General features: G+C 38.2%; 16 protein-coding genes. 8 read left to right on the top strand and 8 right to left on the bottom strand.

What is annotated here, in order from left to right; genetic code table 11:
• Positions 1-8: 8 nt before the first annotated feature.
• The 5 genes from nuoF to ndhC all read right to left on the bottom strand — a co-directional run bounded on the left by nuoF (position 9) and on the right by ndhC (position 4964).
• On the bottom strand, positions 9-1334 hold the full coding sequence (nuoF, locus tag IRT38_RS06725; protein WP_004952448.1) for an NADH-quinone oxidoreductase subunit NuoF: 1326 nt from the start codon (positions 1332-1334) through the stop codon (positions 9-11).
• Positions 1331-1840 (bottom strand): NADH-quinone oxidoreductase subunit NuoE, encoded by a 510-nt coding sequence (gene nuoE / locus IRT38_RS06720; protein WP_004638051.1) that lies wholly within the window; start codon positions 1838-1840, stop codon positions 1331-1333. Before nuoE ends, nuoF begins: the two co-directional genes overlap by 4 nt.
• A gap of 12 nt (positions 1841-1852) precedes the next feature.
• Complete coding sequence (gene nuoC / locus IRT38_RS06715) at positions 1853-3640, bottom strand: NADH-quinone oxidoreductase subunit C/D (protein WP_004952445.1); 1788 nt, start codon at positions 3638-3640, stop codon at positions 1853-1855.
• Positions 3641-3728: 88 nt separating this feature from the next.
• The gene (locus tag IRT38_RS06710) at positions 3729-4406 is read right to left on the bottom strand and encodes a NuoB/complex I 20 kDa subunit family protein (RefSeq protein ID WP_004881335.1); all 678 of its coding nucleotides are present in this window, start codon (positions 4404-4406) and stop codon (positions 3729-3731) included.
• A gap of 6 nt (positions 4407-4412) precedes the next feature.
• Positions 4413-4964 (bottom strand): NADH-quinone oxidoreductase subunit A, encoded by a 552-nt coding sequence (gene ndhC, locus IRT38_RS06705; protein WP_004914305.1) that lies wholly within the window; start codon positions 4962-4964, stop codon positions 4413-4415.
• A 397-nt stretch (positions 4965-5361) separates the two neighbouring features.
• On the opposite strand from ndhC, the gene IRT38_RS06700 reads away from it, so the two are divergent.
• Together IRT38_RS06700 and IRT38_RS06695 are read left to right on the top strand one after the other, a co-directional pair.
• Positions 5362-6780, top strand: coding sequence for a GGDEF domain-containing protein (locus IRT38_RS06700; protein WP_151958654.1), 1419 nt, complete (start codon positions 5362-5364; stop codon positions 6778-6780).
• Positions 6781-6872: 92 nt separating this feature from the next.
• A complete protein-coding gene (locus IRT38_RS06695) occupies positions 6873-7229 on the top strand; it encodes a hypothetical protein (protein ID WP_004914312.1) in 357 nt (118 codons plus the stop codon).
• A gap of 37 nt (positions 7230-7266) precedes the next feature.
• On the opposite strand, the gene bfmS is transcribed toward IRT38_RS06695, so the two are convergent.
• Together bfmS and bfmR are read right to left on the bottom strand one after the other, a co-directional pair.
• On the bottom strand, positions 7267-8907 hold the full coding sequence (gene bfmS, locus IRT38_RS06690; RefSeq protein ID WP_004952440.1) for a sensor histidine kinase BfmS: 1641 nt from the start codon (positions 8905-8907) through the stop codon (positions 7267-7269).
• Positions 8908-9017: 110 nt separating this feature from the next.
• A complete protein-coding gene (gene bfmR / locus IRT38_RS06685) occupies positions 9018-9734 on the bottom strand; it encodes a response regulator transcription factor BfmR (RefSeq protein WP_004914319.1) in 717 nt (238 codons plus the stop codon).
• A gap of 546 nt (positions 9735-10280) precedes the next feature.
• Between bfmR and IRT38_RS06680 the strand changes: the two genes are divergently transcribed.
• From IRT38_RS06680 to IRT38_RS06670, 3 genes are all read left to right on the top strand, one after another.
• A complete protein-coding gene (locus IRT38_RS06680) occupies positions 10281-13115 on the top strand; it encodes a ribonucleoside-diphosphate reductase subunit alpha (RefSeq protein WP_004952437.1) in 2835 nt (944 codons plus the stop codon).
• Positions 13116-13248: 133 nt separating this feature from the next.
• Entirely contained in the window at positions 13249-14484 is a 1236-nt protein-coding gene (locus tag IRT38_RS06675) for a tyrosine-type recombinase/integrase (RefSeq protein ID WP_151973484.1), read from the top strand.
• A 5-nt stretch (positions 14485-14489) separates the two neighbouring features.
• Positions 14490-15521: a site-specific integrase gene (locus tag IRT38_RS06670; RefSeq protein WP_194597270.1), complete on the top strand. Its 1032-nt coding sequence runs from the start codon at positions 14490-14492 to the stop codon at positions 15519-15521.
• 39 nt (positions 15522-15560) lie between these two features.
• Here the strand turns inward: IRT38_RS06670 and IRT38_RS06665 are convergent.
• Positions 15561-16726, bottom strand: a protein-coding gene (locus IRT38_RS06665) for an IS3-like element ISAba21 family transposase (protein WP_085947552.1) whose coding sequence is annotated in 2 segments (ribosomal slippage) — positions 15561-16468 and positions 16468-16726 — 1167 coding nt in all. Because the reading frame shifts where the segments join, the coding sequence is not laid out codon by codon here.
• Positions 16727-16834: 108 nt separating this feature from the next.
• On the opposite strand from IRT38_RS06665, the gene IRT38_RS06660 reads away from it, so the two are divergent.
• From IRT38_RS06660 to IRT38_RS06650, 3 genes are read left to right on the top strand one after another with little or no spacing between them, the layout of a single operon-like run.
• Entirely contained in the window at positions 16835-17167 is a 333-nt protein-coding gene (locus IRT38_RS06660; protein WP_227592150.1) for a hypothetical protein, read from the top strand.
• On the top strand, positions 17167-19227 hold the full coding sequence (locus IRT38_RS06655) for a hypothetical protein (RefSeq protein WP_194597269.1): 2061 nt from the start codon (positions 17167-17169) through the stop codon (positions 19225-19227). The genes IRT38_RS06660 and IRT38_RS06655 overlap by 1 nt, the downstream gene beginning before the upstream one ends.
• Positions 19228-19249: 22 nt before the next feature.
• On the top strand, positions 19250-19666 hold the full coding sequence (locus IRT38_RS06650; RefSeq protein ID WP_151973488.1) for a hypothetical protein: 417 nt from the start codon (positions 19250-19252) through the stop codon (positions 19664-19666).
• The last annotated feature ends 175 nt before the right edge of the window (positions 19667-19841 follow it).

The raw sequence follows: 19841 nt of genomic DNA, 5'->3' as shown, positions 1-19841 counted from the left end.
CGAATTCCTTAAACCTGTTCTACATCGCGAGTAGCTGCATGGGTTTTAACCTTTGCCTCAAACTCATGACGGAAATATTTTAATGCGCCCATCAGTGGCTCCATCGCACCTGGTGCGTGGGCACAGAAAGTCTTACCAATCCACAACTTTTTAGTGAGTTCAGACAGATGTTGAATATCTTCCATCTTACCTTCACCACTTTCGAGTGCTTTCAGTGCTTTAACAGCCCATGGCAAACCATCACGGCATGGCGTACACCAACCACACGATTCACGCGCAAAGAATTCTTCTAAATTACGGGTCGCTGAAACCATACATTGGGTTTCATCTACCACCATCAACAAACATGTTCCTAAACGTGAACCTGCCTTCATGATGCTTTCAGCATCCATTGGTAAGTCAATATGTTCAGCAGCTAAAAAGTCTGTTGATGCCCCACCCGGCAACCATGCTTTCAGTGTTAAACCATCACGCATACCACCTGCATGATCTTCAATCACTTCACGTGCAGTTGTACCAAATGGCAACTCCCAAAGACCAGGGAATTTCACCTTACCTGATGCACCGTAGATCTTCGTACCAGGGTCTTTAGACTTATGTGCAGAAAGGTTGATATACCATTCTGGACCACGCAACATAATCGCTGGCAAGTTATTGTAGGTTTCTACGTTGTTTACAATCGTTGGACGACCCCATGCACCCGCAACTTGTGGGAATGGTGGTTTGGTACGTGGATTGGCACGACGACCTTCAAGCGAGTTGATTAATGCAGTTTCTTCACCGCAGATATAACGACCTGCACCTGTATGAACATACATTTCGAAATTCCAGCCGCTACCTAGGATGTTTTCACCTAGATAACCTTTGGCACGGATTTGCTCTAATGCTTCATTCAAGTATTGAGCAGCTTCGATATATTCACCACGAATGAAGATATAACCATGAGTTGCCTCTAGGGTATAACCAGCAATCAACATACCTTCGATCAATTGATGTGGAAGTTTTTCCATCAACAAACGGTCTTTGAATGTTCCAGGTTCCATTTCATCAGCATTACAGATCAAATATCGTGGACCACCATCATTTGGTGCCATCAATGACCATTTAATTCCTGCCGGGAAACCTGCACCACCACGACCTTTAACCGTTGCAGCTTTAATGACGTCGAGTACATCTTTTGGAGGCATACTAAGTGCTTTTTTAAAGCCTGCATAACCTTCTAAAGCTTCGTATTCATCAGCATTGCGTACTGCATCTTGCTTACTCAAACGCCAAGTTAGCGGATGAGTTTCTGGGTTACCGTCGCCATAAATTGGTTTTGGTTCAGTATTCATACATACTTCTCCAATAACTGTTTAACTGATGATACATCCACTAAACCGTGAGTATCTTCATCAATCATTAACGTTGGACCTTTGTCACAATTGCCTAAACAGCAAATTGGAAGCAAGGTGAAACGACCATCTGCTGTAGTTTGTCCGTATTGAATGCCTAACTCGCGCTGAAATGCTTCTGCTAAAGTTTCTGCACCCATTAAGAAGCAAGCAATTGAATCACATAATAAAATTACGTGACGACCTACAGGTTGACGATAAATACGGTTGTAGAACGTTGCTACACCCTCTAAATCAGCCACACTGATAGTCAGCAATTGCGCAATTGCATTCATTTGAGCGTCATCTACCCAACCATTACGGCGTTGTACACACTTTAAAGCATCCAAAGAAGCTGCGCGTGGATACGGATAGTGACCAATGTGATGTTCAATTTCATGGATTTCGTCAGCAGTCAAAATCCCTTCAACATTCACACGTGGTTTTTTATCAGTCAAAATCATCATAATCGTTTACCCCTAGCGATCCACGTCAGCCATAACCACGTCAATGGTCGCCAAATAAATGATCAAGTCAGATACTAAGCTGCCGTTAATAACAGAAGGCATTTGCTGTAAATGAGTGAATGTTGGCGTACGAATACGAGTACGGTAGCTCATAGTTGACTTATCAGAAGTGAGGTAATACGTACTCGCACCTTTCACTACTTCAGTCATGAATGAAGACTCACCAGCAGGCATAACAGGACCCCATGACACGCTCAAGAAGTGCGTAATCAAGGTTTCAATATCTTGTAATGTCTTATCTTTCGGTGGTGGAACTGCCAATGGATGATCCGCTTTATATGGACCAGAAGGCATATTATCCAAGCACTGTTGAATGATTTTTAGTGATTCAGTAATTTCACGGAAATGCACTAAAACACGCGCATATGCATCGCCTTCATACTCAACTGGAACATCAAAGTCGAAGTTCTCATAACCACTGTATGGACGATATTTACGGACATCAAAATCAATACCAGTTGCACGTAAACCAGTACCTGTCACACCCCAAGCTAACGCAGACTTAGCATCGTATTGCGCTACGTTACGCGTACGACCGATAAATACTGAGTTTTTAAGTGCAGCTGTGTAGTACTCGTTCAAACGTTTCGGCATCCACTCTAGCAACTCTTTAACAAGTTTTTGCCAGTTGTTTGGAAGGTCATGCGCCGTACCACCGATACGGAACCATGCTGGATGCATACGGTAGCCCGTAATCGCTTCAACGATGTCATAGACTTTCTGACGGTCTGCGAACATATAGAATACTGGAGTCATACCACCAGCATCCTGAATCGCTGTACCACAGAATAATAAGTGGTTATTGATACGGAACAATTCGTTCAACATCACACGAATCACTTGCGCACGCTCTGGTACTTTAATCCCTGCAAGCTGCTCAACTGCCATTACATATGGCATGTTTTGCGCACAACCACCTAAGTAGTCAACACGATCCGTATAAGGAATGAATGAATGCCAAGTTTGACGTTCAGCCATCTTTTCCACACCACGGTGGTGATAACCGATATCAGGCACACAGTCTTTGACTTCTTCACCGTCCAACTGTAAAACCACACGGAAAGCACCATGTGCAGATGGATGGTTAGGACCTAAGTTGAGGAACATGAAGTCTTCATCAGCGTTACCGCGTTTTAGACCCCAGTCTTCTGGTACGAAACGTAAGTGTTCTTGTTCGAAATCTTGTTTCGCTTGATCTTGCATATATGGCGTATATTCTGTCGCACGCGCAGAATATTCTTTACGCAACGGATGACCTTCCCAATAAGTCGGCAACAAGATACGACGGAGCATTGGATGCCCTTCGAAATTGATCCCGAACATATCGTAAGCTTCACGTTCGTACCAGTTGGCATTTGGCCAAATGTTGGTTGCCGTTGGAATGTTTAAATCATTTTCATTCAACGCAACTTTGATACGGATATCACTATTTCGCTCAAGCGATAATAGATGATAGAACACAGTGAAGTCAGATGGAGGCAACCCATCACGGTGAACACGTAAACGCTCATCAACCGCAGACAAGTCAAACAGCATCACATAAGGACGTTCCACTTTACGGAGGAACATGAGGACTTCTTGCACGCGTGCGCGCTCAACCCAGACAGTTGGAAACTCTTCACAAGTCGCTTGCACGTAGAAGTTCTCACCAAATTTGGTTTTGAGCTCTTCTACAATTGCAAATGCTGGGCGTGAATCAACCTGAGTCGATTCTGGCATAGCAATGTCAGTTTCAGCCATTGGCTTGGCTTCCTATTTAATACAAATTCTGTCAATTTCCACGATGACCATATCCAATAAGCGATATGTCAAAAACTCATCGTTTAAATTATTTAATTTCATCCATAGAGCGTAGGTTTTTTACCGCAATACGATCAGCATTTTTACGGTCACGTTCTGGCATCATCTTTGGCTTATAAACAGGCTGAAGATCATCACCAATAACCGCTGAAAGTGGACGGCGCTCTAGTTGAATTTGGTCTTGAAGTAACATCAATGCTTGGATTAATGCTTCTGGACGCGGTGGACAGCCTGGGATGTACACATCAACAGGAATAATCTTGTCTACACCTTGCACCACAGAATAGATGTCGTACATACCACCAGAGTTTGCACAAGCACCCATTGAAATCACCCATTTTGGCTCCAACATTTGTTCATACAAACGTTGAATTACAGGTGCCATTTTGACAAAGCAAGTTCCTGCAACGATCATCAAATCCGCTTGACGAGGTGAAGCACGAATAACCTCTGCACCAAAACGTGATAAATCATGAACGCCAGTTAATGTAGTTGCATATTCAACGTAGCAGCATGATGTACCAAAGTTGAATGGCCACAAGGAGTTCTTACGCCCCCAGTTCACAGCTGTATGCAACACATCTTCAAGACGTGTCATCATCACACTTTTATTAACTTCTTCCTCTAATGGATCAGTTACGATCTGACGATCTTGCAATGGATATTGATCGGCATCTGGATTCGCACGGGTTAAAGTATATTTCATCCCGACTTACTCCTGTTTAAATGATGATGTAGTCGGTGTTTTAGATTTAACACGACCAGAAGACTGTGCTGGAATATGACCTGTAGGATCGACAACCAATTCTTCAATGTTATTGAATCGAGTGATCTCAGCAATATTCATATTTGGCGAACCAATTTTCATTGCTACACCTGCAGATTTACGACGATCTACTGGCGCCCAGTTCAACGCACCAACAGAAATGGCATAAATCAAGGCAATCAAGAGATCAACCACAAAAATCACAACCGTGGTAAATCCAAACCACCCTACTTCACGCACAGATGTAGACCACGCGTAGAGATAGAGAGCTTCAAGATCAAAAACAACAAAGAAAATGGCAACGAGATAGAATTTGGCTGACAAGCGAATACGAGCACCGCCCGCACCTACTACGCCTGATTCAAACTGCTCTTGCTTGGCACGCCCCCATGCTTTACCCCCAAGGAGTAAAGGGACTGTCAGCATAAAAACGCAAAGAAATGTAACGCCGATCACGAAAGCGATAATCGCCCAATCGTATGGAGTAATGGCACTCATGCGGGGATAACTCCTGGCAGGCCTATTTTTAACAAAGAATGTATGTATTGGCCTTCAAATACACCAAACACAAAATTAATCCCGCCAATTGTACCTGATTTCTAATTTCTCATGCTAGTTGAAGCGCTTTAGTCTTTTGGATGATTTTGTTCATAAATTTACTGATATATATAAGATCAGTGTTAATTCACCCTCAAAAATCGATTAATCAAATCACGTATAAGTTATTAATCATTTTTTTCTATATTTATGCGCCAAAAACATTCTTCTTTTACAAGCCATGCGCAAAAATATAACAACATGAACCAAATGATTGCATAAGCATAAATTTATGGTGAAATTTTAAACAAAATTTATATAATAGCGCCACTCAAAAGCCATCAGGAACAGCGTTAGAATGCCCTCACTTAAAGTCGCATCAAAATCTCTTTCGCTTTCCCAATTATTTCTATTGTTCAGTGCAGTTATCTTGTTCTGCTGTTTACTTGGCATCGCAACACGCCAACTTACATTTTTAGCTTCATTTTGGCCAGCTAACTCCGTTCTTTTAGGTATCCTGATTCGCTTCCCTAAAACACGCCACCCCATCAGTTTTATTGGCGCTATAGCAGGATATTTAATTGCAGATTCAATGCAAGATACCCCTTTTTTGCTGAATGTATGTTTAACCTCAGCCAATTTACTCTATGTCATCACCACATTAGCGCTCTATATTAGATTTCGGAATTACATTCGCTCATTACATCAAGGTTACTTTTATCTCTTTTTATTTAGCTTTTGCTGTATTGGGGCTTTATCTAGTTCATTATTCGCAGCGATTTCACTCCCCTATTTTAATACTAAATTTGCTTTGGGTACGTTTTGGATCGATTTTGGCTATTGGTTTACGGCTGAAATCCAAAATGCCCTCTTACTTCTTCCTGCACTACTTAGTGCACCAAACTTTAAAGAGTTAAAACAACAATTTATAGAATTTAAAACTCAAACTGTTCAACAGAGTTTTCCGTTATTTGCAGTTCTTATTTCAATTGTGATTGCATATTACGATACAGGACCAGGTTCGCTACTTTACCCAATTGCACCCTTGATTTGGTGTGCGCTTGCTTATCGACATTTTTCTGTTGCAATCATTACTTCGATAACCTGTGCTTTTATCATTGATCATGTTTCAGAAAATTATTTACAACTCTATCCACATGAATATTTAAACAATACCATCTCTATTCGATTTGGCTTGATTATGATGACGATTGCACCTCTTACTGTGTCCAATATCAATATGGTAAGGTCAAAGCTCATTCAAGAATTACAACACATCATTGCACATGATGAACTCACCTCTAGTTTAACTCGACGGCAATTCCTCCAGTCAGTACAACTCCTACATGCTCAAGCTCAAAAAGCACAACAAACCACTGCATTTTTGATGCTCGATCTCGACCACTTTAAAAAAGTGAATGATACCTATGGTCATCAAATGGGAGACAAAGCACTGAAATATTGTGTACAGGTGATTCATTCATTACTCAGACCAAATGATTTACTTGGACGTTTAGGTGGTGAAGAATTCGCAATTTTTATGAGTGATATCGACCCTGATACAGCTTTTCAATATGCTGAAAATATACGTTTAAACATCAGTAAGATGCCTATTCCACTCAATGATCAGCAGCAGTTTTACATACAAGTCAGCATTGGAATCTGTTTGTGTACTCCTGAAAATCAACAGTCTATTGATGCACTATTTAAACAAGCTGACGATGCGTTGTATCAAGCCAAACATCAAGGACGAAACCAAGTTGTGATGTCGACATAATATGTTTCAATTCAGCTACATGCTTTAATTAAGTTTATACACTCTTGTCTTCATTCATCGGTATTCTAGAGTTATAAAACAAGGAGAAAAATATGCAGCTAGAATACACACATGACACAGACTATTTCTTTTTCTCACAACTCTTAATGCGTCATATCGAAACTTATATTCAAAAACATCCTGACGCAGACAATGCGATTTTTGACCTAAGAGATATTTATGAAGTTTTTAGAGAGGATTTTGCTGCGACCACTACAAATCTAGAAGGTATTCTAAATATTGCAGATACATATAAAGTCGAAACACTTGATGGAGATAAACCACTCATTCGAAACTATAAGATTGATGTAAAAAATAACTCTCTATTGATTGATTTTAATGCAGATGCATTACAGCGTTTAAAATCGGGGTATCCACTTATCGAACCAGATGCTTCTGTGCAAGAATAATTAATTGTGACAAAGAGAAACCTCAGATATCTGAGGTTTATTTTTTTGCAGGCTGTTTATAACGTTTTGCTGGCCATGTCATGATAAAACGCGCCCCACCGAGATTTGGGCTTTGATCGACTTGTATATCACCACCAAACCAATATGCGATACGGCTTACAATTGACAACCCCAATCCATAACCACCTGAGGCACGAGTACGACTATCATCTAAGCGTGCAAAAGCTTCGAAAATACGTGATCGCTCTTGCTCTGGAATACCAGGACCATCATCTTCGACGCAGACATAAGCTTTACCATCTGCACGAACACCACCACTAATTCGCACTTTATTGTCACAATAGCGAACCGCATTCCCCACAAGATTTTGTACGACTCGATGTAAATAGCGTCTTTCAGCATCGACACGAAGCGCTAAAGGAGGTGCAATGAGTTCGATCTCTTTTTGTGTTTTCAGTGCTTCTGTTTCCATCGCCACTTGATCCAACACTTCAACTAGCACGACATCTTCAAAATCTAATGATGGTGTACCCTGCTCCAATTTGGCATAAGTCATAATCTCATCAATCAAGGTATTCAGCGCTTCAATGTCTTTATCAATCATATCCACTTGCTGAATCCGATAATTATAATCATCTTCTTCGGCAAGCATTTCCATCCCAAAGCGTATACGAGCAACAGGTGTGCGCAACTCATGAGAAACCGCACGCATCAACTCACGTTGTGCCTCGATTAAACGCTGAATATGATCGGACATATTGTTATAGCTGGATGCCAAGTTTGCCATTTCATCGCTTCCCTCGATCGGGACACGCAATGACAGATCACCAGATTTCATTTTGTTTAAGGCATGACGAACCTGACGAATCTTTCTTTCTAAAGGTAAAATCAATCCATATACGCCTAAACTCAACAAGAATAAGCTAAATAGAGTAATCCCTGCTGCAAGCTGGAATGGCATCCAATTGAACATTGGGACTGGACCTAAGACCAAAACTTGTGCTGGATGATTCGGCATCGGTGAAACAATCGAAATGGTTGTGCCTCGAACAGTCGCACTATCCTTATACAACAGGACACTTTGATCTTGGCGTAAACGACCAATTTGCTCTGAATCGAGATTAATCTCACGAATATCTAAAATATCAATCGGATAATAGAAGTGCTTTTTAATTTTTTCTAAATATTCACGCTCTTGTCCCGGATAGAAAATTAAATAATCCAAGACAAATATAGGCAACGCCTTCATCTGACGTTCGCCAATTTTATCTACTTTAATATAGATAAAATGCTTCGGGTCATCTTTTAGACCAATAATAATATAACCAACCCCGTTGTTTGCATCGTAGCGCACAACAGACTTTTGCTCAGAAATTCGTCTTTTTTCAGTTCGAGATAATTCAACACGCGCAGCATCAACATAATAAATTGGAAGCTCTAACAAATCAGAAGCATCAGAAATCCAATCTAGCTTTTGCTGCTTGGCAGGCTGGCGAGATACCCCTTCACTAATTACGAATGAAATCCCATCCGTAAGTGATTCACGATATTCTTGCGCACGTTGGTAGTTAATGATTTGAACCAGCAAATAACAAAATGCGGCAACCACAACCACTAAAACGACCAAACCAGCATAGATACGCAAGAATATGCTGTTTTTGAGTACTCGACTTACCATAAGGTCAATAATTCCAAACTAATTAAAGTCCCTCCTGAGCAGTAAACTGCACAAGTCCCTTTTTTCAAGGGAGTCATCCCCCTTTCGTGAAAAAGAGGGATTCGGAGGATTTAGACCCCGTTGGTTTCTTTTACAAATAAATAACCTTTACTACGTACTGTTTTAATACGTTTAGGGTTTTCTGGATCATCACCGATTTTTGGACGAATACGTGAAATACGCACATCGATCGAACGATCTTGTCCATCGTATTCAATACCACGTAAGCGCTCAAAGATGTCTTCACGCGATAAAATGCGCCCTGCATTAGATGCTAATAACCATAATAAGTCATATTCAGCGCTAGTGAAGTCTACTAATTCGCCATTTAAAGTGACTGAGCGACCACCATTATCAATCACAAGATCATCGAATTCGATACGTTGAGCAACTTCATCTTCTACTGTTTTGTCAGTACGACGTAAAAGTGCGCGAATACGAGCCAACAACACACGTGGCTGTACAGGTTTAGCGACATAATCGTCCGCACCCATTTCTAAACCAAGTACCTGATCCATATCTTCAGTACGCGCTGTCAACATCAAGATCGGTTGATGGTAATGTGGGCGAACTTCACGACAAACTGTTAAGCCATCTGCGCCTGGTAACATCACATCAAGTACAACTAAATCTGGTTGTTCGCTAATAATACGACGAATGGCGCGGTTACCATCTGTTTCAACACCAACTTCTAACCCATTACGGATTAAATACTCTTGTGTTAAACGCGCTAATCGTTCGTCATCTTCAACAATCAAAATCTTCGGTAACTTTTCTTCTTGGCTCATATGTTTGCCCCTACAATCAGAGAGAATCTATCTTTAAAAATCTGACAGATACATTGGTTTATGTTTTGCAATATACACACGTTTACATTGTAAACAAGTAGTCGTTCACCAAACTGATACACGGCAATATAGTTTTGTTATATTTTTATTAAAATTATGAATTTTAATATGTTTTTCTATTTTCAGCTCAGTTTAAGAACAGGATGAATTTTGAGTATAGATTTTGTACCAGTGTTAAACAATTTGTTTCTTAACTGATCGATACTGATTTAAGTGTTTGTTTTTTGAGTTATCCACAGAGTTATCTATAAGCCTTTTTAGACGGCTTTGTTATGCTATGTGCCTGTGAATTCAGCAGTTAAGACATGAAAAAAAATTTACTAAAATGTCAAGGATTGATCTGCTGTTAAAAATCCCGTATCTTGTGTTGAAAATAAACTTTAACCACTAAGTATTGTGTTTATCCCTCAAACATCGTGGCATACTTTTTGCTCGATTCAAACGGTCCATGAACATAAAAATAGATGATAATGGAGCTATGCTGACATGAGCATCATCACTTCTACTCCTGGCCAACTTCAGGTTATTAAGCGCACTGGCGAAATTGCGACTTTTAATGCTGAGAAAATCTCTGTTGCGATTGGGAAAGCATTTTTAGCTGTTGAAGGTCAACAAGGAGCAGACTCAAGTCGCATCCATGACCGTATTTCTCAACTTACTGAAATGGTAATGAACACGTTTAAACGTCGTTTACCATCTGGCGGTACGATTCACATCGAAGAAATTCAAGATCAAGTTGAATTGGCACTCATGCGTACAGGCGAGCAAAAAGTTGCTCGTGCTTATGTGATTTATCGTGAACAACGTGCAACTGCTCGTCAGCAAACAGGTGCAAATCACCATCCAACATTGCAAATCACCGATCACAATGGTCAGCTCCAACCGTTGGATTTAGGTGCGCTTACAGCAACGATTGAAACTGCAAGCGAAGGCTTGGAAGGAATTGACGTTCAAGCGATTGTCGATGAAACCGTTAAAAACCTTTATAACGGCGTAAAAGAAAGTGACATCGCAACAACGATGATGATGGCGACTCGTACGCGTATCGAACAAGAGCCAAACTATACTTATGTGACTGCACGTTTGTTATGTAATGAGCTTGTCGGCACTGGATTAGAATTCTTAGGTTTATCAACGGATACATCTGAGAATGATGCTTTAGAACCTTTCTTAAAGAAAGGTATCGAGCTTGATCTTTTATCTCCTGATCTTCTTAATTTTGACCTTGCTAAATTATCAGCAGCGATTCAACCTGAACGCTCAAATCAATTTACCTATCTAGGTCTACAAACTTTATTCGATCGTTACTTCATTCATTCAAATGGTGTACGTTTTGAATTACCACAATTATTCTTTATGCGTGTTTCAATGGGTCTCGCACTCAATGAAGAAAATAAAGAAGAGCGTGCAATCGAGTTTTATAACTTATTATCTAGCTTCGATTACATGGCATCTACGCCAACGCTATTTAACTCAGGTACATTACGCCCACAACTATCAAGCTGTTATTTAACAACAATTGGTGATGACCTATATGACATTTATGGTGCGATGCGTGACAACGCAATGCTTTCTAAATGGGCTGGTGGTTTAGGTAATGACTGGACACCTGTACGTGCTTTGAACTCATATATCAAAGGTACAAATGGTAAGTCTCAAGGTGTTGTTCCATTCCTTAAAGTAGCGAATGATACCGCAGTTGCTGTTAACCAAGGTGGTAAGCGTAAAGGTGCAGTTTGTGCGTACTTAGAAACTTGGCACTTAGATGTTGAAGAATTCCTAGAATTACGTAAAAACACAGGTGATGATCGTCGTCGTACTCACGACATGAATACAGCGAACTGGGTTCCTGATTTATTCATGCAACGTGTATTTGAAGATGCTGAATGGACATTATTTACACCTTCAGAAACGCCTGATCTACACGATCTAACAGGTGCTGAGTTTGCTGAACGTTATACGCATTACGAAGCAGTAGCAAAAGAACAAAACATGCTACACAAGAAAGTACGTGCCAAAGACTTATGGCGCAAAATGCTTTCGATGTTATTTGAAACAGGTCATCCGTGGATCACTTTCAAAGACGTATGTAACTTACGTTCACCACAACAACACGTTGGCGTGGTGCACTCATCAAACTTGTGTACTGAAATTACATTGAACACAAGCCAAGATGAAATCGCAGTTTGTAACTTGGGTTCGATTAACCTTGTACAACACGTTCAAGGTGGTGTGTTAGATCGTGAGAAATTAGCTCGCACGATTAAAACTGCGGTACGTATGCTCGATAACGTAATCGACATCAACTACTACGCTGTACCACAAGCGAAAAACTCGAACTTAAAGCACCGCCCTGTCGGTATGGGTATCATGGGCTTCCAAGATGCACTATATGAAATGGGTATTGCTTACGGTTCAGATGCAGCAGTTGATTTTGCTGATGAATCTATGGAAGTGATCAGTTACTACGCGATTCAAACATCAAGCGATCTTGCGCTAGAGCGTGGTGCTTACTCAACATTTAAAGGTTCATTGTGGGATCAAGGCATCCTACCAATCGACTCTTTAGAGTTAGTTGCTAAATCACGTCCTGAACGTATGTTCGAAGTTGATCGTACTCAACGTTTGGATTGGGATAGCTTACGTGCCAAAGTTCAAAAAGATGGTATGCGTAACTCAAATGTAATGGCGATTGCACCGACTGCAACGATTTCAAACATTTGTGGTGTGTCTCAGTCGATTGAGCCAACATTCCAAAACTTGTATGTGAAATCTAACCTGTCTGGTGAATTCACAGTGATCAACCCTTACCTTGTTCGTGCATTAAAAGAACGTGGTCTATGGGATACCGTGATGGTAAATGATCTGAAACACTTTGAAGGTTCAGTACAAAAGATTGCACGTATTCCTGAGGAGTTGAAAGCAATCTTCGCGACAGCTTTTGAAGTGGAAACTCGTTGGATCGTTGATGCAGCATCACGTCGTCAAAAATGGATTGATCAAGCACAGTCGCTGAACCTTTACATCGCTGGTGCAAACGGTAAGAAACTTGACATTACCTATAAGATGGCATGGTTACGTGGTCTTAAAACGACTTATTACCTCCGTGCTTTGGGTGCGACTTCTGCTGAGAAATCAACAATCAATACGGGTGCATTGAACGCAGTTAAACCAGCATCAGTTGAGGCTCCTGTCGTTGCAGCTCAAGCGGTTGAAGAGAAGAAACCAGAAGCTCAAGTTGAAGAAGATGGTTTCACTACAGCAGCACCTGTACCAATGGCATGTTCAATCGACAATCCAGACTGTGAGGCTTGTCAGTAGGGCTGATACTTAAATAAACGTATACTTTTCATAAAAAACCCCTTGTAGATTATTTATTTAAATACTTTACAGGGGGTATATTTTTATATTTAATAAACTTATGGGAGATGATATTTAAAAAAAGTATACAAATATGATAAAACGAAGTATCAAAAAGTTTATTGCAAGCGATAAACATCCAATGGTGATACTTATAGATGAGAACAGAATTCCATTGTTCTATCCAAATGTTTATGCAATGACAAAGTATAGATCTTTAGGACGGGCTGCTAGTACCATTGAAAAAGTATTAAGATGTATCGGTATTGCACATTCTTGGGCATCATTAAATAAAGTTTCCTTAGAAGAAAGCATCTTATATGCTGATTTCCTAACCATAGAACAATTACAAGATTTAGCTTTTTTCCTTAGATTAAAACGAAAGCATCAAGATCAGATATCTTCCGAAAAAGATGAACAACAATCCTTAAATCCCAAAAAACTTTCAAAAAAAATTGAAAACATCATCTACATCGAGTCATCCAAAACAGAAACAAAAAGTGCAACTTCAGCTGAAGAAGGCGCCTTCCAAATTAAGACCATTTTTAACTACTTTAAATTTCTACTGCAAAGATCGAAATATCGTTTAAACAAAAAAAAATTTTTTGATATTGAGCAACGACTAAATTATTTTTATTCATTAGCACCTAAAGTTTCTAATAAAAGCGATCAAGATGCACCAGAGGGGCTTTCAGCTAATGAACGCAATACTCTTGATGAAATTATTAAACCCGATCATCCAGATAACCCATTCCGAAATGAATTTTTAAAATATAGAAATCAATTAATTTACGAAATTATGTTAAGCACAGGAATGCGAAGAAGTGAATTAAGATTTCTAAAAATTGAAGATGTTAATTACACTTTCCATACTATTAATATACGAGTCTCAAAAACAGTTCAACGTGAGGTTAAATGCTCCTCCAAGGCTTGTGAATATTTTCATAATTATCTTACAAAGTATTTAAATAAAATTCCTTTCAAACATAGAAAGCATGGGTATCTATTTACAACAGAGACAGGTAAGCATTTATCAAATGATGCTATCAATCTTACATTCAGAACATTAAGACGCCATTCCAAGATAACGACTTTTTTAACTCCTCATACAATGAGAAGAACGTGGAATGATATTTTTAGCGAAATGATAGATAGCATTCCAGAAGATCGTAGACCCGACAAAGAAATAGAAAAACAAATCCGGAATAGAATAATGGGATGGAGTTCAATATCTGAAATGAGCAACCGATATGCACGTCGATCGATCAGAGAAAAGGCAGATGAGCTTGCTGAGTTACTTGCAAACAATATTCTTGTGAAGCCAGAGTAATAAACATGCAAACTAATACAATTAAAGAAATCATACCACTGAAAAAACGAACAATTATTTTATTAGATGGAAGAGAAATAACTGTTCCTCTTTACAAAAATTTTAAAATCAACAATCATGATGGTTTATCATTTCTTCTTCATTTTAACATTTTTAATGATAACAATATACTACATAGAGCATTATCGAATCTTGTGATAGATATGCTTTCCATTCATTCAATTACATATACAGCAACGACTACAAGAGCTTTAAAAAAATGGTTTGAATGTGATGTTTGTTTAGCTACAACTTTAGGACTTGACTGCTTAGATTCCTTAACCAAGGTAAACATCAGCTATATCCCATTTATAACACCGTTATTAAGAAAACTTAGTAAAAATTTTAAGAACTTAGTATCAAATGATTTAGCCGATTTTTTAGAGAATTCAGAGAAGTGGGAGGAAAGGAAACCTGCTTATTTCAAATTAATCGCTAATGACCCTGAAAAAGGAGCTTTTACTCTACAAGAGTTGGAAAATATACATTCTAGCCTGAACATTGCTTTCAGTAACATGGAACTAAACTTATTTGACTATACTCTTGCTTGGTTTTTTCTCGCAACAGGTGTGCGTCCTGTTCAAATTTCACGTTTAAAGAATAAAGATATAGATATTATTAATAAAGATGTAATGATTAAAGTTCCCTTAGCAAAGGGTGAAGGCACAATTGAGCAAGGTTATTTTTTAAGAAAAGCTCCAACAGTTTTAGCCGAATGTTTGATTGAATATATTAGGACAGTACAAAACTCAGATAAGGATTCATCTCTCTTTGATTTAACCCCTAATCAAATTACGATGAAGATTAAATCTATTTTTAATAAATTAGATACCTATTCTTCAAGATTAGAATCAAAAATTCCTGTAAATGCCTATCGATTCAGATATACGCTAGCAACAAGAGCATTAGCTAATGGCGCCTCAGACCAAGAAGTCGCAAGACTCCTAACTCATCGTTCTCTAGCTTGTATAAAGTACTATCGCGCTTCAATGCCCTGATATGTGCTGAATTAGCAGGAGACTTTCACTTGGGATATGCTAGGCAGCTAACCGATAAAAGTTCTCTGCTATTTGATTTGGCGTTTTAAAATCCAAACTCTTTTGAATTCTTCGCTGATTATAAAATAACACAATGTATTTTGTAATATCTGCTTTAGCTTCATCTCTGGTTTTATAGTTGCAATGATGCACTAATTCATTCTTGAGTATGCCCCAGAAACTTTCAATCGGTGCATTATCGTAACAGTCCCCACGTTTGCTCATTGAACCTTGAAAATCACATTTTTCCAGTATCTTTCGATATTCATGGCTGCAATATTGGCTGCCTCTGTCCGAATGAATAATTAAGCCTTTCGTTGGTTTTTGATTACGAATCGCCATAGTCAGTGCATTGCAAACAAGTTGTGCGGTCATACGCTCATTTAAGCTATAGCCAACCACTTGTTTCGTGTACAGGTCTTTTACTGCTGCCAAGTATAACCAACCTTCAGCAGTCCAAATGTATGTAATATCGCTTGACCATGCAAGATTGGGCTTAGTCATTGAAAACTGTTGCTCTAGTAAATTTGCGTAGATCGCTCGATTATGATCACTCTTCGTAGTTCTTTTGAAACGCTTATGACGCTTACAATACAGCTGGTTGAGCTTTTTTATTTGACGTACAGCATACGTACTGATTTTGATACCTTGCGCTTGTAAATGCTTAGTTAATCGAATATAGCCATAGCTTTGTTTAGTTTCCTCATGAGCTATTTTGACCAAAATTGTCTGTTGATTTCGCTGAACCAATCTTTTATTCATGCCTCGTTTTAGCCAATCATAAAATCGTGACACTGAAACGTGAAGTAATCTAGCCATAAAGCTAATCGGGAATAAATATCTTTGCTGTTTCATATAGGCGTACCTTACTGACTTTCTTTCGCAAAGTACGCTGCTGCCTTTTTTAGAAATTCACGTTCCATTTCAGCTGTTTTGAGCTGTTGTTTGAGCTTTTTATTTTCTTCGAGTAAGGCATTTAGATCAGGTGAATATTGTTTAGTGCCTGCTAAGGTGCCAGTCTTTGCTTTATTATTCCAATTTGAAAGAGTTTGCATTGAAATGCCAAGTTGTCTGGCTGTTTCCGATACATTGCCTTGATTGGCTTCAATCAATTTTATTGCTTCAACTTTAAATTCTGCGGTGTAAGTCTTCTGTTTCTTGCTCATGGTAAACTCCTGATGAGTGTCTATAGTTTACCAAGTTAAAACCTCCTGTTTTCTCAGCACACATCACCCGATCTACAAAAACCAATTCAAGATGCTTTAAATGAAGAAATGAACTTCTTTGCAAAAGCATTTAAAGGTAAGTTAATCACATCTTTAGATGACGCAAAATTTCAGGACTCTCCAATCGTAGATTTCTTCCGATTAGCAGGAAAAACCGTTGGTTCATGTGGGACACAAGCTATATGCTATCAAAATGCTCCTATAGCGTGTTTGACATGCCCTTACTTTGAGCCACTAATAGATGCACCTTGGAATAAACTATTGAAATACCTAATTGAAGATCAAGCCAGAGAACAATCTTTGAGGATTAGAGAAATCAATATACAAGCTATTAAAGCAGTCAAAGATATTATGACTCTTATAGAATCAAGGAGTGATTAATGACTACAGTCATCGACTTTAGATCAGCTCAGCAAATAGACGTAAATAAAAACTTAGATGCATTCATTGCAAAAAATAAAAATAATTTTATATTTCCAGATAATGAATGGGAAGATAATATTTGGGAAATCACAAACTTTATAAAAACTAAGATTATTAATAGTAAATCAAAGAAAGTATATTTTCGCTCAGTAACTGAACACCCAATATGTAAAAATACAGTTAGCATCCCGATATCTGCACCTTTGATTGACTTCGCTAAAGCTGTATTTTGCGAAATCATGCGAGTAAAAAAGCTATGCGAATACAAACGAATTATTTATGCTATTCAGGCTTTAGAGTTTGCATTAATAGAACAAAAAAATTCAATATGTGTTAGTGAAATTAATATCTACACTTTAGATATAGCCGAAAAATATTTACTTTCTAAGTATAAAGATCCATGGAATATAGCAAAACATTTGGAGTCGATCGTAAATAATATAATTTTAAAAAAACAAATAAATACAAGAATTTATAATTGGACCACAACTATTACTTATAAAACACCTATAAGGAATGACCGCACACAAAAATCACACATAGAAGGAAACAAGTCCAAAATCCCACATTTGGAAGAAATTTTAGCACTTGCTGACATTCATTACTCTAGTAACCATATTCCAGATAGGATCGTTACCTGTTTTGCCGTATTAGCAATGTTCGCTCCTAGCCGAGGAACAGAGATATTATCTCTACCTGTAGATTGTATTGTAAAATTGACTGAACATAAGCAAGAAATTATGGGGATAAAATGGCTTCCTTTAAAAGGTGGTGACCCATTAACTAAATTTGCTGTAAATAAAGAGTATGAGGAATTAGCTACTGATGCTATTCAAAGTTTAAAAAAAATTGGGAAGTCTGCTCGTGATGCAGCACAATGGTATAGTAAAAATCCAGACCAACTATATCTCCCTGCTCATTTAGAACATTTAAGAAATCAACCAATAACTCTATGGGAGGCAGCTCAGATTTTAGGAAAAGAAAATCCTATTAAAGGAAGCCATGCGTTTAGATATGGCTTTTCTAAACCAATAGGAAGAACTACACATAAAGAAAGTATGTATTATAAAACAAGTCATTGGGTAGCAATTTATAGGTTTGAAGAACTAGAGAGTTTTATAACTTCAAAATTACCGCAAACATTCCCAATATTTGATGGCAGAACAAAGCAATATTGGCATGAATCACTGTTTGTTTTACCTAAAAACATTCTAAAACCTGATGCCGATACACTTCTAAATGTACCTATATCAATTGATATTAATCAAATAAACAAACAATTAGGTAGCAATCCTCAAGGAATTACAGTTTTCACTAGAAATAAAAAACAATTTTCTAGTGGTAAAAAAATGTATATTACCACTCATCAATTTCGTCATTTACTAAATACCCTAGCACAATCGAAAGCTCTATCTCAAGAACTCATTGCATTTTGGTCTGGAAGAAAAAGTGTTACGCAAAATGACGTTTACAATCACTTATCTCAAGAAGCGATTATTGAAGCATTTACCACACTTGAAAATGAGGTAAAGTGCCTTAATCAGATAGGAAATTTAGAAGAAAAAGCTAGGGCTGTCTCTAAAATAAACTCAATTAGCTATGAACAGGCCTTAAAAATAGAGTTAGGCTCAGTCCATTTAACTCAATATGGTATTTGTCGGCACGACTATTCGCTTACACCCTGCCCAAAAGATAAAGATTGTGGAAATTGTGGTGAGTTCTCCGTTATGAAAGGTAATTCAGAACATACAAAAGAAGCGGTTTATCAAGTTCAAATACTAGAAAATGCGATACATAACGCAAAAGAGGCTGAAAGAGATGGTCATATAGGTGCAAGAAGATGGATTGAGGTCAATGAACCTAAATTAGAACGTTGGAAAAAAATCAAAGCATTCTTAGAGGATGACAAGATTCCAATAAATACAATGTTCACACTAGCCGACTCATCTGACTATCATCAAACTAAAGTTGGCTTAGCATTTGCTGTAAGAGACTTAAAACGAAATTCGAAGGTTTAAATTTTTTGGATTAATATTATTTATGGCTACTGCACCAAGATTAACGAATGAAAGAATCGATATTGCTCTACTGCTACTTGACGGCTGGACTGGAAAACTGACTTGGCCTCGCTTTCTAGCTCTGCTCGAAATAGACCTAGGTCACAAGTATACGAAAGCTGCCTTATTAAGACACCCAAAATTCAAAAGGGAGTGGGAAAAAAGGAGATGGGATAACAACCCTGAAAAAAGTACTAAAAATACTTTTGGTAATCATGCTCTACAAACAGCTTTAGAAAAAATTGAAAAGCTAGAAAGAACAATTGAGCGCTTAGAGAATGATAATAATCTACTGCACGAAAAATTTATCGTCTGGGCTACAAATGCTGCATATAAAGCAATAACTATAGAAGAACTGAACAGACCAATTCCAATGCATTCAACTAAAAATACATCTTAAATACAAAAAACTTTATCCATATATATTAAGTTTTACTAAATATCGGATTTGGAAAAATTATACCATATGGTAATAAATCAGAAATACTAAAGGATATTTTATTAGGCTGCTAAATGATTAGGATATGTCATATTCAGACTTCTTTTTGTATTACACAAATCGTCGTGAATCATCA

The sequence above is a fragment of the Acinetobacter sp. SK-43 genome, assembly GCF_015351505.1.
Classification (GTDB): domain Bacteria; phylum Pseudomonadota; class Gammaproteobacteria; order Pseudomonadales; family Moraxellaceae; genus Acinetobacter; species Acinetobacter junii.
This window is presented reverse-complemented; position numbering and strand designations above follow the sequence as displayed.

Excerpts from the sequence above, each read along its gene's own strand:
- nuoF (WP_004952448.1), bottom strand. The coding sequence starts at position 1,334 with ATGAATACTGAACCAAAACCAATTTATGGCGACGGTAACCCAGAAACT.
- nuoE (WP_004638051.1), bottom strand. The coding sequence starts at position 1,840 with ATGATGATTTTGACTGATAAAAAACCACGTGTGAATGTTGAAGGGATT.
- nuoC (WP_004952445.1), bottom strand. The coding sequence starts at position 3,640 with ATGGCTGAAACTGACATTGCTATGCCAGAATCGACTCAGGTTGATTCA.
- IRT38_RS06710 (WP_004881335.1), bottom strand. The coding sequence starts at position 4,406 with ATGAAATATACTTTAACCCGTGCGAATCCAGATGCCGATCAATATCCA.
- ndhC (WP_004914305.1), bottom strand. The coding sequence starts at position 4,964 with ATGAGTGCCATTACTCCATACGATTGGGCGATTATCGCTTTCGTGATC.
- IRT38_RS06700 (WP_151958654.1), top strand. The coding sequence starts at position 5,362 with ATGCCCTCACTTAAAGTCGCATCAAAATCTCTTTCGCTTTCCCAATTA.
- IRT38_RS06695 (WP_004914312.1), top strand. The coding sequence starts at position 6,873 with ATGCAGCTAGAATACACACATGACACAGACTATTTCTTTTTCTCACAA.
- bfmS (WP_004952440.1), bottom strand. The coding sequence starts at position 8,907 with ATGGTAAGTCGAGTACTCAAAAACAGCATATTCTTGCGTATCTATGCT.
- bfmR (WP_004914319.1), bottom strand. The coding sequence starts at position 9,734 with ATGAGCCAAGAAGAAAAGTTACCGAAGATTTTGATTGTTGAAGATGAC.
- IRT38_RS06680 (WP_004952437.1), top strand. The coding sequence starts at position 10,281 with ATGAGCATCATCACTTCTACTCCTGGCCAACTTCAGGTTATTAAGCGC.
- IRT38_RS06675 (WP_151973484.1), top strand. The coding sequence starts at position 13,249 with ATGATAAAACGAAGTATCAAAAAGTTTATTGCAAGCGATAAACATCCA.
- IRT38_RS06670 (WP_194597270.1), top strand. The coding sequence starts at position 14,490 with ATGCAAACTAATACAATTAAAGAAATCATACCACTGAAAAAACGAACA.
- IRT38_RS06660 (WP_227592150.1), top strand. The coding sequence starts at position 16,835 with ATGAACTTCTTTGCAAAAGCATTTAAAGGTAAGTTAATCACATCTTTA.
- IRT38_RS06655 (WP_194597269.1), top strand. The coding sequence starts at position 17,167 with ATGACTACAGTCATCGACTTTAGATCAGCTCAGCAAATAGACGTAAAT.
- IRT38_RS06650 (WP_151973488.1), top strand. The coding sequence starts at position 19,250 with ATGGCTACTGCACCAAGATTAACGAATGAAAGAATCGATATTGCTCTA.